General features: G+C 52.8%; 14 protein-coding genes. 13 read left to right on the top strand and 1 reads right to left on the bottom strand.

The window, feature by feature from the left end; translation table 11 throughout:
- The first annotated feature begins 80 nt into the window (after positions 1-80).
- The 11 genes from coaBC (at position 81) to spoVM (ending at position 12,844) form a co-directional block, all read left to right on the top strand.
- Positions 81-1,292, top strand: a complete 1,212-nt coding sequence (coaBC, locus tag K0T92_RS05375) for a bifunctional phosphopantothenoylcysteine decarboxylase/phosphopantothenate--cysteine ligase CoaBC (RefSeq protein WP_219871405.1) — start codon at positions 81-83, stop codon at positions 1,290-1,292.
- On the top strand, positions 1,289-3,874 hold the full coding sequence (gene priA / locus K0T92_RS05370; RefSeq protein ID WP_219871404.1) for a primosomal protein N': 2,586 nt from the start codon (positions 1,289-1,291) through the stop codon (positions 3,872-3,874). Before coaBC ends, priA begins: the two co-directional genes overlap by 4 nt.
- Before the next feature lie 39 nt (positions 3,875-3,913).
- Positions 3,914-4,399 (top strand): peptide deformylase, encoded by a 486-nt coding sequence (gene def / locus K0T92_RS05365; protein ID WP_219871403.1) that lies wholly within the window; start codon positions 3,914-3,916, stop codon positions 4,397-4,399.
- 4 nt (positions 4,400-4,403) lie between these two features.
- Positions 4,404-5,354 carry a methionyl-tRNA formyltransferase gene (gene fmt / locus K0T92_RS05360; RefSeq protein WP_219871402.1) on the top strand — a complete coding sequence of 317 codons (951 nt, stop codon included), beginning with the start codon at positions 4,404-4,406 and terminating at the stop codon, positions 5,352-5,354.
- Positions 5,351-6,850, top strand: a complete 1,500-nt coding sequence (gene rsmB / locus K0T92_RS05355; protein ID WP_219871401.1) for a 16S rRNA (cytosine(967)-C(5))-methyltransferase RsmB — start codon at positions 5,351-5,353, stop codon at positions 6,848-6,850. Before fmt ends, rsmB begins: the two co-directional genes overlap by 4 nt.
- A 129-nt stretch (positions 6,851-6,979) precedes the next feature.
- Positions 6,980-8,026, top strand: a complete 1,047-nt coding sequence (rlmN, locus tag K0T92_RS05350) for a dual-specificity RNA methyltransferase RlmN (protein WP_219871400.1) — start codon at positions 6,980-6,982, stop codon at positions 8,024-8,026.
- A gap of 7 nt (positions 8,027-8,033) precedes the next feature.
- Complete coding sequence (locus K0T92_RS05345) at positions 8,034-8,789, top strand: Stp1/IreP family PP2C-type Ser/Thr phosphatase (protein WP_219871399.1); 756 nt, start codon at positions 8,034-8,036, stop codon at positions 8,787-8,789.
- Between the two features lie 5 nt (positions 8,790-8,794).
- Positions 8,795-10,915: a Stk1 family PASTA domain-containing Ser/Thr kinase gene (gene pknB, locus K0T92_RS05340; RefSeq protein WP_219871398.1), complete on the top strand. Its 2,121-nt coding sequence runs from the start codon at positions 8,795-8,797 to the stop codon at positions 10,913-10,915.
- The gene (gene rsgA, locus K0T92_RS05335) at positions 10,875-11,843 is read left to right on the top strand and encodes a ribosome small subunit-dependent GTPase A (RefSeq protein ID WP_219871397.1); all 969 of its coding nucleotides are present in this window, start codon (positions 10,875-10,877) and stop codon (positions 11,841-11,843) included. Before pknB ends, rsgA begins: the two co-directional genes overlap by 41 nt.
- A 1-nt stretch (position 11,844) precedes the next feature.
- Positions 11,845-12,489 carry a ribulose-phosphate 3-epimerase gene (gene rpe, locus K0T92_RS05330; protein WP_219871396.1) on the top strand — a complete coding sequence of 215 codons (645 nt, stop codon included), beginning with the start codon at positions 11,845-11,847 and terminating at the stop codon, positions 12,487-12,489.
- 274 nt (positions 12,490-12,763) lie between these two features.
- Positions 12,764-12,844: a stage V sporulation protein SpoVM gene (gene spoVM / locus K0T92_RS25455; RefSeq protein WP_010345573.1), complete on the top strand. Its 81-nt coding sequence runs from the start codon at positions 12,764-12,766 to the stop codon at positions 12,842-12,844.
- Positions 12,845-13,005: 161 nt separating this feature from the next.
- Here spoVM and rpmB read toward each other — a convergent pair whose 3' ends face one another.
- Positions 13,006-13,194, bottom strand: coding sequence for a 50S ribosomal protein L28 (rpmB, locus tag K0T92_RS05320; RefSeq protein WP_219871395.1), 189 nt, complete (start codon positions 13,192-13,194; stop codon positions 13,006-13,008).
- A 362-nt stretch (positions 13,195-13,556) separates the two neighbouring features.
- On the opposite strand from rpmB, the gene K0T92_RS05315 reads away from it, so the two are divergent.
- Both K0T92_RS05315 and K0T92_RS05310 read left to right on the top strand, forming a co-directional pair.
- Complete coding sequence (locus K0T92_RS05315) at positions 13,557-13,916, top strand: Asp23/Gls24 family envelope stress response protein (protein ID WP_219871394.1); 360 nt, start codon at positions 13,557-13,559, stop codon at positions 13,914-13,916.
- A 54-nt stretch (positions 13,917-13,970) separates the two neighbouring features.
- Positions 13,971-15,749: a DAK2 domain-containing protein gene (locus tag K0T92_RS05310; RefSeq protein ID WP_219871570.1), complete on the top strand. Its 1,779-nt coding sequence runs from the start codon at positions 13,971-13,973 to the stop codon at positions 15,747-15,749.
- Positions 15,750-15,755 lie beyond the last annotated feature (6 nt).

Below are 15,755 nucleotides of genomic sequence, written 5' to 3'. Positions count from 1 at the left end.
TAGGTCTGTATTCGGTCGCTTGATGCGCCGAAGCGGCAGCGTAGTAACTCGTTATTGGGAACGGGAGGGGTTAGTGACTTATGATGCATGGGAAAACGATCGTGCTGGGCATTTCGGGCGGCATCGCAGCGTACAAAGCGGCGGCGCTCTGCAGCAAGCTTGTTCAAGCAGGAGCCAATGTCAAAGTGATCATGACGGAATCGGCAGCGAAGTTTATAACACCACTGACCTTGCAGACTCTATCGCGCAATCCGGTCTATATCGACACATTCGATGAGTTTGATCCCTCTGTAGTGTCGCACATCAATCTCGCTGACAGCGCGGATCTGTTCGTAATCGCACCCGCAACGGCCAATCTGCTGGCCAAGATGGCGACAGGTCTGGCCGATGACATGCTGAGCACGACATTGCTTGCGACGACTGCTCCAATCATTGTTGCCCCTGCGATGAATGTTCATATGTATGCCCATCCTGCGGTAGAGCGCAATATGGAGCTGCTGGCCGAGCGCGGAATCCGGTTCGTGGAGCCGGGAACAGGCCAGCTTGCATGCGGTTACGTGGGCAAGGGGAGGCTCGCCGAGCCTGAAGAGATTGCGCTTGCAGTAGGCAAATGGTTCTCGCAAAGCGAGTCTTTGAAGGGCAAGAAGGTACTCATTACAACGGGCGGCACGATTGAGAGGCTTGATCCCGTTCGTTATTTGACCAATGATTCTTCAGGCAAAATGGGCTTTGCCATTGCAGAGGCTGCGCTGAACCGCGGTGCGGAAGTTACGGTCATCGCTGCGCGGATACAGGGAAATCCGCCTGCCGGAATGAACGTCATTCGTGTCGAGTCTGCCGAGCAAATGCTGCAGGAAGTGCTGGCCCGGTTCGACAATATGGATATTGTTATTAAAGCGGCAGCAGTGGCGGATTACCGTCCGGCAGCAAGAGCCGGCAGCAAGATGAAGAAAACGGATGAGCGGCTAGTCATTGAGCTGGAGCGGACGACGGATATTTTGCAGACGCTCGGAGAGCGGAAGACGGCCCAGTTTCTAGTTGGCTTTGCAGCTGAGACAGAGCAAGTCGAGCATTATGCAATGAATAAGCTGAAGCGCAAAAATTGCGATCTGGTCGTAGCCAACGACGTATCGCAGGAGGGCGCCGGTTTTAATGGGAATACGAACATTGTGCAGATCTTCGGCGAAGAGGGCAGGATTGATGCCTGGCCGATGCTGCTCAAAAGCGAGGTGGCCGATCGTCTGCTGTCGCTCATAACGGAGCGATTGAGGGGCAAGGAGGCTCGCGGATGATCGCAAAGGTTATTGTTGATGTGCCGAGCAGAGGAACCGATCGGCCCTTCGACTACGAGGTTCCGGATAAACTCGCAGGCTGGGTGGAGGTTGGCAGCAGAGTCGGTGTGCCGTTTGGCGGGCGTGTTGTGCAGGGCTTCGTCATCGGACTCGCTGAATTCGCCGATGTTGACCGGGCCAAGCTGAAGGCAATCTCGGAGCTGCTTGATCATAATCCGCCATTATCGCCGGATCTGATTGAACTGGCGCAATGGATTAGCGAGAAATACTGCTGCACGCTCACGACAGCTTTGCAAGCGATGATCCCTGCCGCTCTTAAAGGGAAAGCGGAGACGTATGTGTCGCTTGCGGAGGAGGAATGGAGTGAAGCGCCCAGTCTGCTCTCGGAAGAGAATGAATGGGTGGATTACATAAGACGGAGCGGCGGAACGGTCAAGCTGGCTGCACTGCAGGAGCGATACCCGTCAGAGGCAAGTGCTGTCAAAGCTGCGATCAGCGATGGACGGCTGCTGGAAAGGGTATCGATACGCGACCGTCTGGCTGTCCGGAAAGTATTGACTGTTTATCCGCCAAGTGATCCTGCCGCCGCGCACGAGGCGCTTGTGCTGCTTCCAGCAAGAGCGGCGAAGCAGCGGGAGGTGCTGCGCTTTATGCTCGAGCAGGACGAGCCGCTTCCTCTGCAGCGCGTAGTGGAAGAGGCGGGGACCACTGCAAGCACAGTCAGAGCCTTGGCAGACAAAGGCTTGATTACGATACGCGAGGCCGAGTTCAATCGCGATCCTTATGCCGGTCGCTCCTTCCAGCAGACCACCGCCATGTCGTTAACAGAAGAGCAGACAGCAGTCTATGATGAGATTTCGAGCGCTATAGATTCTGGGGATTCCCGCGTGTTTCTGCTTCATGGCGTAACTGGCAGCGGTAAAACAGAAGTCTATCTGCAGTCCATCCAGCATTGTCTCCAGTACGGGCGGCAAGCGATCGTATTAGTGCCGGAGATCGCCTTGACACCACAAATGGTTGAAAGGTTCAAGGGAAGGTTCGGAGATGCAGTCGCTGTACTTCACAGCAGGCTGTCCAATGGAGAACGGTATGATGAATGGCGTAAAATACGTGAACGCCGCGCACAGGTTGCTGTAGGCGCGCGCTCAGCGATCTTTGCTCCTTTTGAGCGGCTCGGGCTTATTATTATTGATGAAGAGCATGAATCCTCCTATAAGCAGGAGGAGAGCCCCAAATATCATGCGCGGGATGTAGCGGTCAGACGGGCGAGGCAGCATGGAGCGGTTGTCGTTCTCGGCTCGGCGACCCCTTCGCTGGAGAGCTATGCCGCTGCCGCCAGAAGCGGTGTTGCCGTGGAGAGGCTGGCCCAAGATGCAGGTTCGACGAGTTCAGACGCCGCCTCCCGAACCGGGGCGAATTCTCCTTCCGGACATCCGGCGGCATCGGGCAAGCCCCCTGCTCTGCTTCCTATGCCCAATCGAGTCGGCGGGCGTCCGCTGCCCAAGGTGCAGCTTGTTGATATGCGGAGCGAGCTCAAGAATGGCAATCGATCGATGTTCAGCCGCGAGCTTCACGAGGCACTCGCATTGCGCCTTGAGAGAGGCCAGCAATCGGTGCTGCTGCTTAACAGACGGGGGCATTCCACTTTTGTCATGTGCCGCTCTTGCGGGTATACGGCGCTTTGCCCGCATTGCGACATTTCGCTCACCTTTCATCAGAAGTCTCGGGCGCTCCGCTGCCATTACTGCGGTTATGCCGAGCTTGCTCCGACCCAATGCCCATCCTGCGAAAGCGAGCATATCCGGTTCTTTGGAACAGGAACGCAGCGGGTAGAGGAAGAGCTGTCCAAGCTGTTTCCCGGAATCCGGGTTATCCGCATGGATGTGGATACGACAACGGAGAAGGGCTCGCATGAGAAGTGGCTGACCATGTTCGGCGACCGGCAAGGGGATGTGCTGCTGGGAACGCAGATGGTGGCCAAAGGGCTGGACTTTCCATATGTTACATTGGTGGGCGTTATTGCCGCGGATACGTCACTGCATTTGCCTGATTTTCGCGCAGCAGAGAAGACCTTTCAGCTGTTGACGCAGGTCGCGGGCAGAGCAGGGAGGCATGAGCTGGCGGGTGAAGTGATCATTCAGACGTATAATCCGGAACATTACGCTATTGCAGCTGCGCAGCAGCACGACTATGCGTCCTTCGTTGCTGATGAGCTGAAGCACCGCCAGGTGATGTCCTATCCTCCCTATTGCAGGCTTATTCTGATTACTTTGTCTCATGAGGCGCTGCCGCTGTTGATTGCGACAGGAGAGAAGCTGGCGACTCTGCTTCGAGAGGCAGTGGCGGATATGGGGCTGGCATCTGCCGCGGGCGCGAACGGGCGATTCATTGATATTCTGGGACCTGTTGCTTCGCCGATTCCGAGAATGAAAGATCGCTATCGTTTTCAATGTATGTTAAAATATCGTGGAAACATTGACGCAACGGGAATTCTTCAAGATGCTATCCGTATGCTTTCGGATCGTCAAGGGCAGCCTCCTGTCCAAATTAGCGTGGATGTAGATCCGCAAGTTATTCTATAAACGATAGAGCACATATTCATTTGTCTAGGAGGGAAACCATTGGCTATTAAGTTTATTGTTAAAAATCCTGATTCTGTTCTTCGCGAGAAGGCGATCACGGTAACGAAATATAATGCGAATCTTCATAAATTGCTTCAAGATATGGCAGAAACGATGTACGATGCGGAGGGTGTTGGACTTGCCGCGCCTCAGATCGGGATATCCAAAAGGGTCATCGTGGTTGACGTCGGGGACGATCATGGACTGATCGAAATGGTCAATCCGGAAATAGTGGAGCAGGAAGGCGAGCAGCTGGGGCCGGAGGGATGTCTCAGCATTCCGGATCTGAACGGCGATGTGCGCCGTGCGCAGCGCATCAAGATTAAAGGGTTTGACCGCAATGGCGCACCCTTCGAGATGGAAGCGACTGACTTCTTGGCACGTGCGTTCCAGCATGAAGTGGATCATTTGAATGGCGTATTGTTCACAGATATCGCGGATTCAATCTATGACGCTTCGACACGTCCGCGTGTGCGCGGAGAGTGACGGGATGAGAATAATATTCATGGGAACGCCGGACTTCGCCGTTCCTTCATTGGAATCACTATTGTCAGCTGGACATGAGATTGTTCTGGTTGTTACGCAGCCGGATCGGCCCAAGGGCCGCAAAAAGACGCTGACGCCGCCTCCAGTCAAGGAAGCGGCGCTTCTGCGCGGACTGCGGGTAGAGCAGCCGGAGCGGCTTCGCGGCTCCGAGACGGCGTCGCTCATCGCAGAGCTGCAGCCGGATCTTATTGTTACGGCAGCTTATGGACAGATTCTGCCCAAGGCGGTTCTCGATGTGCCGCGGCTTGGCTGTATTAATGTGCATGGCTCGCTGCTGCCCCGGTATCGGGGTGGAGCGCCGATTCAGCGCTCTATAGTAAACGGCGAGAAGGAGACGGGTGTCACGATCATGTATATGGCAGAGGGTCTGGATACCGGCGATATGATAAGCCGGGTTGCACTGCCTATAGCAGATGAAGATACATCGGGAACGATGTTTGAGAAGCTTAGTATTGCAGGAGCGGAGCTGTTGATGTCCACGCTGCCTTCTATAGAAGACGGATCGGCGCAAGCTGTCCCGCAGGATGAAGCTGCGGCAACCTTCGCGCCAAACTTGACCCGTGAGGATGAGAGAATCGACTGGAGCGGTTCTGCCCGGTCTATATTCAATCAGGTCAGAGGCTTGTCGCCAATGGCTGGAGCATTCACACTGTGGAACGAAGAACCATTCAAAATATGGGCCTGTAAAGTCATTGATCGCAAGGCGGAGGCCGCAGCGATAAAGCCGGGCACAGTTATTGAGGCTGCCGGAGAAGGCATTCTCGTCGGCACTGGAGACGGTCTGCTTCTGCTGACGACCATTCAGCCAGCCGGCAAGAAGGCGATGCCCGCAGCGGAATTTCTGAAGGGCGCGAAGCTGCCCGCCGGAACACAGTTCGGCGGAGGCAACGCTTGAGCGGGCGCGAAAGGTCTGGCGGCGGACATGCCAGTGGACCGAAACGGCATCACGGCGCCCGAAACGGGCAAGGGGGCGAGCGCAAGGGCGGCGGTGATGGCAAGCCCTCGCCGAAGCCAAGTCCAAGGCAGTCAACTGCGCGTGAAGTCGCGCTGCATACACTGGTTAAAGTGGCGGAATCCCGTGCGTTCAGCAATTTGCAGCTAAACCGCTCGCTTCAAGAGGCCGGGCTGTCCCGTCAGGATGCCGCTCTTGCGACTGAGCTTGTCTATGGAACGATACAGCGGCAGCGTACGCTGGATTACCGTTTGACATCGCTTGTGTCCAAAGGATTGGACAAGCTTGCTCCCTGGGTGCTTCAACTGCTGCGCATGAGCGCTTATCAGCTGTTGTTTCTGGATCGGATACCCCCGCATGCCGCTGTCAATGAAGCGGTTGGAATTGCCAAGCGCAGAGGGCATGCAGGCATATCCGGCATGGTGAACGGCGTACTGCGCAATATGGAGCGGAAGCTCGTGGAGATGAAGAGCGGCATCAACGAGAAGGAGCCTGTACAGCGGATCGGAATCCAGCATTCCTACCCGGACTGGCTTGTTGAACGGTGGATGGAGACTTATGGTGAAGCAGAGACCGAGGCCATCTGCGCATCCAGCAATGCTGCTCCTCATGCCAGCATTAGAGTGAACAGATTGCTGGCTTCTCGCGAGAAAGCGCTGGGCATGCTTGCCGATGCAGGCTTTGAAGCGTCAGCTTCTCCGCTGGCCAGTTGCGGAATTGTCGTGCGGGGCGGCGGAAATCTGGCCAGTACGGACGGATATAACAAAGGACTATGGACTTTGCAGGATGAGAGCTCGATGCTTGTCGCTGAAGTGTGTGCGCCGGAGCCCGGCATGGCGGTCATTGATTGCTGTGCTGCGCCTGGAGGAAAGACGACTCACTTGGCCGAGATTATGAATGATACCGGCCGAGTCGTAGCGAATGACCTCCATCCGCATAAGCGCAAGCTGATTGAAGATGGGGCAGAGCGCCTTGGTCTGCGTTCCGTTCATGCGGCAACCGGAGATGCGGGAGAGCTTGCGAAGCAGCATGGAGCGGAGTCCTTCCATCTGGTTCTGCTGGATGCTCCTTGCTCAGGCCTTGGTGTTATTCGCCGGAAGCCGGAGATCAAGTGGACGAAGACCCCTGAGGATATTCAAGAGATCGCCAAGATTCAGAAGCGTTTGCTTAGGGAAGCGGCCAAGCTGGTGCGCCCGGAGGGAAGGCTTGTCTATAGCACGTGTACGATCGAGCTGGATGAGAATGAACGGCAGATCGAAGCGTTTCTGAAGGAGAATGAGAACTTCCAGCTTGATCCCCATTGGCCCGAGGAAGTGCTGGCGCCTCTTCGCGCGTCCGGCATTATCCCGGCGGAGCATTTCAAGGGAGCGGTCCAGTTGCTGCCCCAGCATTTCGGCAGTGACGGCTTCTATATCGCCCGGCTTAAAAGGGTGAAGTAAACCTCATTCAACATCGAAGCGAACGCTCATGACGGTGCTGTGGCCTGACATGGGCGTTTGTGGTAAAATAAGCGGTGGCGGGTTTGTGTGCCGCCCTAATTCCATTAACATAGAAACAGGTGTGAAACGATGAAACCATTCATCTACGACTATACGTTAGAGCAGCTTCAAGATTGGATGAAAGAGAATGGAGAGCCAGCCTTTCGCGGCGGGCAGTTGTTCGATTGGCTGTATGTGAAGCGCGTCAAGAGCTTTGAGGAGATGACGAATCTGTCCAAGGCGCTGCGCCAGAAGCTGGAGGAGCAGTTCAGCTTCGTCACGCTTTCAGAGATTACGAAGTTTGAATCCAAGGACGGTACAGTCAAGTTTCTGTTCGGTCTGCATGACAATCATGCGATTGAGACCGTTATTATGCGTCACAGCTATGGCAACAGCATCTGTGTTACGACACAGGTTGGCTGCAGAATCGGCTGCACCTTCTGTGCATCAACGCTTGGAGGCCTGAAGCGGAATCTGACCTCGGGCGAGATTGTGGCGCAGGTCGTCACCGCACAGCAGATGCTGGATGCAACGAATGAACGGGTATCCAGCATTGTCATTATGGGATCAGGCGAGCCATTCGAGAACTATGAGGCTACGATGGCTTTTCTGCGCATTATGATACATGAGAAAGGCTTGAATATCGGGCAGCGCCATATCACGGTATCGACGAGCGGCATTGTGCCGAGCATGTACAAGTTCGCAGAGGAGAATACGCAGATTAATCTCGCGATCTCCATCCATGCCCCGAATGATGTGCTGCGTTCCAAGCTGATGCCGGTTAACCGGAGATACCCGTTCCAGGATGTTATGGATGCTTGCCATGCGTACATTGCCAAGACAGGCCGCCGGATTACGTTCGAGTATGCGCTTATTGGCGGTGTTAATGACGGAAGCGAGCATGCGCAGGAGCTGGCTGATGTTCTGCAGGGTATGCTCTGCCATGTCAATCTCATCCCGGTCAATCATGTGCCGGAGCGCAATTATGTTCGGACACCGCGTGAACAAATTTTCGAATTTCACCGCATCCTTGAACGCAACAAGATTAATGCAACGATCCGCAGAGAACAAGGTCATGATATCGCAGCAGCGTGCGGACAACTACGTGCCAAACATATGGAGTCTACCGCGGGGTGATCTGATAATGAAAATGGCTTATCGAAGCGATATCGGGCGGATCCGGCTTGTCAATGAGGATCGCGCCTGGACAGAACAGACCGATACAGATCTGGTTGTTGCTATCGTCGCCGACGGGATGGGAGGCCATCAAGCCGGCGATGTGGCAAGCCAGCTTGCTGTAGATACGTTTCGGGAAGCGCTGCAGGGAACGCCATCGACGCTGACGCTGGACGAACGCAAGATTCTTATTCGTCAAGCAATTCTGCAAGCTAACGAAGCGGTCTATGACATGGCTTCGCGCAATAAGCAATATCATAATATGGGAACTACAGTTGTTGCAGCGCTGCTGCAAGCCGAGAATGGCGTTATTGGTCATATTGGCGATAGTCGAGCGTACAAATGGAGAGACGGGGTATTGTCCCAATTGACAGAGGATCATACTTTGGTCAATGAGTTGGTGAAGTCAGGTCAGATTACAGCTGAAGAAGCGGTGAACCATCCGCGGCGCAATGTGCTCACCAGAGCGCTGGGCACGGATGAGCTGGTAGAGGTGGATGTCAGAGGCATTCCATGGGCGCCGGATGATCTGCTCCTGCTCTGCAGCGATGGCTTGACAACTATGGTCAGCGAGGAGCAAATAAGCCAGACGCTTCAGGAGGACGAGCTGGATCTGGACGCCAAAGCGGACAGGCTCGTAAGTTTGGCGCTTCAAGCCGGTGGGGACGATAATATAACCGTCGTTCTGCTGCATCATGCCGACGACACAGAGCAAGAGGAGTGAACGACATGATAGGACATGAATTAGCCGGGCGTTATGAGATTATGGCCCGTGTCGGCGGCGGCGGTATGGCGCTTGTATACAAGGCGCATGATGTTCTTTTGAATCGCAAGGTCGCTGTTAAGGTGCTTAGGCAGCAATTTGTCCATGACGAGGAGTTTATTCGCCGCTTCCGCCGGGAGGCACAATCGGCAGCGGCATTATCACATCCCAATGTGGTCAGCATCTATGATGTCGGACAAGAAGATGAGACGCACTACATCGTGATGGAGTATGTCGAGGGCAACAATCTGAACGAGATCATTCAGCAGCGTGCGCCACTGCAGACTGAAGAAGCGGTTCGTATTGCCGTGCAGATCTGTGATGCGCTGGAGCACGCTCATCATAATCAAATCATTCATCGCGATATTAAACCGCATAACATACTTATCGGGAAGAACGGCCGGGTTAAAGTGACTGATTTCGGTATTGCGAGAGCGGTAACTTCTTCTACGATCACGCAGACGGGCTCTGTTCTTGGTTCCGTTCATTATTTCTCGCCCGAGCATGCCAAAGGAATCAGCACCGGAGAGAAGTCGGACTTATACTCATTAGGTATTGTGCTGTATCAGATGCTGACCGGGCAGCTGCCGTTTCTCGGCGAGAGCCCGATAAGTGTCGCGCTCAAGCATTTGCAAGAGACGTTCGAGGAGCCGCGTATCGTTAATTCTTACATACCCCAGAGCGTCGAGAATGTTATTCTCAAGGCGATGCGGAAGAATCAGAATGAACGCTATCGTTCAGCAAGCGAGATGCTGCAGGATTTGGAAACCTGCCTGCAGCCTGAACGTTTGAATGAACCTAAGATCACTTTCAACAACGACACATCAGATTTGGACGAAACACGCATCATGCCGGCAATCCGCGGCAGTATTATGGATACGCTGGCAGCTGCGCCCGTAGCCGGAGGACGCAATGACAAGGCAGCTGCACTGCCGCCGGAACAGGAGGAACGCTGGGATTCCAGCGGACTTGATGATTCGCGCAAGCGCAAATGGGTGAAGCCTGTTATAACGGTTGCTTCTACACTGATTATTATTGCTCTTGTTTTCTGGGGAGCGAGAACGGTGCTGGGATGGTTTGACGAAGAAGAGGTGGATGTCCCTTATGTCGTCAATATGACGGAATCCGATGCGCGGGCCAAGCTGGAAGCGGCGGGCTTGAAGGTAGAGGATCCTTCGGTCTATATGGAGAAGGAAGGGATCGAGAAGGATATCGTCTATGATCAATCGATAGCTAACCAGAGAGTTAAAGTTGGCGCATTCGTCAAGCTGTTTGTCAGCTCGGGGCCGAAGCTGGAGAAGGTCTCCGACTATACCGGGCGTGTCTTCAATGAGGTTTATGATGAGCTAATGAGTCTGGGCGTATCTGATGATCATCAGATTGTTAAGGATGAGGTGTATAGCGATGAAGCGCCGGGAATCATTATCAAGCAGACGCCGTTAGCGGGCGACTCCTTCGATCCCAAAACAGCGACTTTCACCTTTACAGTAAGCAAGGGCAAAGAAACCTTCCCGATGCCTAAGGTAGTTGGATTGTCTGAGAAGGACGCCATCAAGCTGCTGAAGTCGAAGGGGCTGAAAATCAACGACGATAACATCGTTCGTGAAGAGAGCTACAAGCCTGAGGGCGAGGTGCTCGCTCAGCATCCATATGAGGAAGGCGATCCCGTGTCCGAAGGCGCAGAGATCACATTAACGATCAGTTCCGGCTTGCCTAAGGACGCACTCGAATATACGTACAATATTATGATCTCGCCTGCCCAGGCGGACAAAACGAGTGAGATTCGAATTGTCTACAGCGATGCCCGTCAAGAAAATGTGGAGTGGGGCAAGCGCAAAATTAAAGATACGCAGACATTCTCCGTGAAAGTCGTGCTTTCGCCAAATACAGAAGCGATGGTAACGATTTATCGGGACAATCAGCTGGTCGATACTTTTACGAAAACGTATGACGAAGTGAAATCCGGCGATAATTCCATGCCGGAGACAGTTCCAGGTGAAGAGCAACCGGTCACTGAGCCGGCTCAGACCGAGGAGATTGAAACAGATGACGGTACAATCCCGCAAGAACAGCAGCAACAGCAATAGCAGCAATAGCAGCAATAACCAGGTTGGAAGAATCGTTAAAGCTTTGAGCGGTTATTATTATGTGCTGCCTGAAGGGGCCGATAAAGATTCGGCACCTATTCAGTGCAGAGGACGGGGAATATTCAAGAAACGGGGCGAATCGCCTCTTGTCGGCGATTTGGTGGAGTATGGGGCGACTGAGAATGGCGAAGGAACTGTTAATGCTATTCTGCCTCGCACCTCGGAGCTCATTCGACCGCAAGTGGCGAATATCGACCTTGCCGTTCTTGTATTCTCCATTACGGAGCCCTCGCTTAATCTATCCCTGCTGGATAAATTTCTCGTACATATCGAGCATGCCGGCATACAAGCTTTGCTTTGTCTGAGCAAGCAGGATCTTGCCCATGAAGGCGCGGATACAGAAGAGGCGCAGCATATGATGCAGGAAGTAAAACGGATTTACGAGCCGATCGGATATGAAGTGATGACAACAAGTTCCCGTCAAGGCGCTGGTACAGGGACGCTGCTGGAACGTCTTCAAGGGCATCTCTCGGTGTTTGCCGGCCAGTCGGGTGTGGGCAAGTCATCGCTTCTTAATGCGCTCGTGCCGGGGCTTTCGCTGGAAACAAATGCAATCAGCAATAAGCTCGGAAGAGGCAAGCATACGACCAGGCATGTGGAGCTGATTAATATCGGCGGCGGTTATGTGGCAGATACGCCAGGCTTTAGCCAGCTTGATTTCACTGAGCTCGGGATCGAGGAGCTGGGAAGCTGTTTTCGGGAAATGCGCGAGCTGTCGTCTAACTGCAAGTTCCGCGGATGCACGCACATGCATGAGCCGGAGTGCGCGGTGCTGGATGCGCTGGAGGACGGCATAATTGCATCAAGCCGATATGAGCATTACTCGCAGTTCATGGCAGAAATGAAAGACAAAAAGCGGAGGTACTAACATGACGATCATCGCCCCATCCATATTGTCTGCAAACTTTGCAGCACTTGGAGAAGATGTTAAAGACGTAGATCAGGCGGGAGCCGATTGGATTCATATTGACGTAATGGACGGGCATTATGTACCGAACTTAACCTTTGGTCCCCTCGTCGTAGGTGCCATCCGTCCTTATACGAAGCTGACCTTTGACGTGCACCTGATGATCGAACGCCCGGAGAACCTTATTCCGGCATTCGTAGAAGCCGGAGCGGATCGCATTACGGTTCACGCGGAGACATGCCCGCACCTGCACAGAGTTGTTGGAATGATTAAAGAAGCCGGTTTACCCGCTGGCGTTGCGCTCAATCCGTCCACGCCGCTGTCTGCGCTGGACTGTATTGTGGACGAGCTTGATATGGTATTGCTTATGACGGTAAACCCGGGCTTTGGCGGCCAGAAGTTTATTACTCAGTCTCTGGCTAAGCTTAAAGCGCTTCGAGCGATGCTGGATACGCGTGGATTGAACGGCATGAATATTCAGGTCGATGGCGGCATTAACGCTGTGACTGCGCCACTCGTCCGTGAGGCTGGAGCAAACGTATTAGTGGCAGGCAGTGCCGTATTTACGGAGCAGGATCGCAGAGCTGCAATCGCCTCTCTCAGGTAGTCTTATAGGCTGCTGTCAGCACGATGGAATAGGACAATCCAATACCGCATAGTATGGTTACATGAACGAATGTTCTTGTAGCCTTTTTTTGTATCGGAATGTATAAATTTTCTTCTATGCTATTCTGATATTCAATGGCGAGAAGTCAGTGCTTCGCTGCAGCTTTGACGGCATGGGCCGTTTCTTCTTGTGCGCAGCATTATGGAAAAGGCGTCATGATTGTTCGAGAATGTTGACAATGAGGTTTCCTTATAAGTTTGAGGAGGGGTGGAGCATGAAGTTTTATACAATCAAGCTGCCAAAGTTTTTGGGCGGGTTTGTCAAAGCAATATTGAACACGTTCCAAAAAAACTAACGCTTGAAGACAATCTGCCGATTGTGCTCGTTAGAAAGCAACCCCAGCGAAAGCAGCCGACCGGGCCGCGGGCGGCTGTTTGCGGTGCCTCGATCATGCGCAATTAAGCACAAAAAAAAGCACCTGAAAATCGGGTGCTTCTTCTCTATGACGAAAAGTCATTATACACGAGTTACTTTACCTGCTTTAAGAGCACGAGTGCTAACATAAACGCGTTTTGGTTTGCCGTCCACCAGGATGCGAACTTTTTGAACGTTTACGCCCCAAGTGCGGCGGTTTTTATTGTTTGCGTGAGAAACGTGGTTACCTTTTCCTGGGCCTTTGCCAGTAAGGAAGCATTTGCGAGACATGGAATACACCTCCTTTAAAATTTATCGCGAAGCTTCATGAGTAGCTGTCATGGAAGTGAAAAACTACTTCGAAAGCATGCGCTTAGTTTTTCGCGAAGCTCTACATAATAACTGTAATGTATAATCTTCATGCGAGATAAACTCGCTTAGGAAGCAAGGGAAACCCCATTGCAATAAACATACTTGAATATAATAGCACAACTTATCCGTTCCATCAAGCTTCTGCATGACCGTTTTATAATGCCTGTGATGGAGGAAAAAGCAGAAATTCGTCGATTGAGCATGACTAGGCTTCTATATCGCCGACATTTATAGTACAATGTTGATTAGTCCATAATATTTCACATAAAGGAGTGGCTTCCATGCCTCTGCAGCTTAACTCGGAACTTGGAAATGTAATCATTTCGGATCACGTCATCTCCGTACTGGCGGGGTCAGCGGCGCTGGATTGTTATGGACTTGTCGGGATGGCCTCGCGCAAGCAATTGAAAGATGGAATTGCAGAGCTGCTGGGCCGCGACAATCTTTCTCGGGGCGTAGAGATTCGCCGTGAGAATGATCAACTGCACATCGATTTATACATCATCGTAAGCTATGGAACAAAAATATCAGAAGTAGCGCATAATATTCAATCAAAGGTGAAGTATGTGCTGAATGAAGTCGTTGGCTTGCAGGTCGACCATGTTCATATTTTTGTCCAAGGCGTGCGTGTATCTGGTTAGGAAGGGGAATTGACGTTGAGTAAACGCTTTATTAACGGATCAGACCTTGCAGGGATGGTGCTGACAGGAGCGGAATGCTTGCAACGTAACGTGGAACGCGTAAACTCGCTTAATGTGTTCCCGGTTCCTGACGGCGACACCGGAACAAATATGAACTTAACGATGACATCGGGCGTTCGAGAGTTGCAAAGCAAGCCATCCAAAGCAGTAGGGAAAGTTGCGGAAGCGCTTTCTAAAGGACTGCTCATGGGGGCACGGGGGAACTCCGGCGTTATTTTGTCTCAGTTGTTTCGCGGGTTTGCTAAGAGCCTGGCCAGCCTCGAAGAGGTTGGCACGTTACAATTTGCCGCAGCACTGCAGAACGGTGTTGACATGGCATACAAAGCAGTGGTGAAGCCGGTTGAGGGGACGATATTGACCGTTGCCAAGGAAGCTGCCAAGCATGCTGTCAGTTATTCACGCCGAACAAGCGATATGCTTGAATTGATGCGTGAAATTCACGAGAAAGCTAATGAGGCGCTTCAGCGAACGCCTGATCTTCTTCCTGTGCTCAAGCAGGTTGGGGTGGTGGATTCGGGAGGCCAGGGTCTCGTATATATTTACGAAGGATTTCTACGTGCGATCTCTGATCCGAACGGATTGGGCAAAGGGGAATGGATGCCGACTGAAGCGGCTTTGCCTGAGCAGGTTGCGCCATCGAGTGCGCCTCATATCGCTCCGGCTGTACATAACCCGGTCCATGCGCAATCCCGTCTTTCGACTGAAGAGATAGAGTTTTTATATGATATGGAGTTTTTCATCAACCGCAAATCGGCACTGACATCTGCCCTTAAATTTGATGAGGCGCTGTTCAAAGGGATGTTAGCCAGAGATGGCGACTCCATTCTTGTCATCGTTGACGATGATATTATTAAAGTGCATGTTCATTCCCGCAAACCAGGCGATGTGTTGAACTATGCCCTCCCGTACGGCGAGCTGACTGACATTCATATTCTTAATATGCGTGAGCAGCATCGCGAGATCGTCTCAGGAGATACCGTTCATGGGGGAATTGCCGACGAAATGGCCGAAGCTGCTTCGACGAGTGTTGAGGATGCGGCATTGGGACTTGCTGTTACCGAAGTGTTGACAGGCGCAATGGCCGATTCCGCCAAGGCGCAGCAAGCACATGAATGGGCACCGTACGGCATTATTGCAGTGGCGATGGGCGAAGGGATTGCTTCCATTTTCCTCGAGAACAACGTAGATGTTGTCTTATCCGGCGGACAGACGATGAACCCGTCTACTGAAAATTTTGTCCATGCGATCGAATCATTGCCGGCGGAGCATATTTATCTGCTGCCTAATAACAGCAACATCATATTGGCTGCACAGCAAGCAGCGGAATTGTGCGAGCGCAATGTGACAGTCATTCCGACCCGGACAGTGCCGCAGGGACTAGCCGCAGTTCTTGCTTTCAGAGATGAGGAATCATCGGAAGCGAATGCGGATGCAATGACGGAAGCAGCCAAAGCGGTACAGTCTGGTCAAGTAACACATGCAGTAAGAGATACATCCATCGACGGCATCGATATTCGTGAAGGCGACTACATCGGCATCATGGAGAAATCGATCGTCTCCGCTTCTTCCAGCCTGCAGGAAGCTTGCCGGACACTTCTCTCACGCATGCTGGATAATGGGGGCGAGCTTGTCACCGTGCTTACAGGCGAACAGGCAAGCGAGGAAGAGACCTCTGCGCTGACGGATTGGGCTCGCGAGACGTATCCCGATGCAGAATTGGAAGTGCATGAGGGCGGACAACCATTGTATCCTTATCTTTTTGCAGTCGAATAGGGGTGG

The organism is Paenibacillus oenotherae (assembly GCF_019443105.1).
In the GTDB taxonomy this organism is placed as follows: domain Bacteria; phylum Bacillota; class Bacilli; order Paenibacillales; family Paenibacillaceae; genus Paenibacillus_Z; species Paenibacillus_Z oenotherae.
This window is presented reverse-complemented; position numbering and strand designations above follow the sequence as displayed.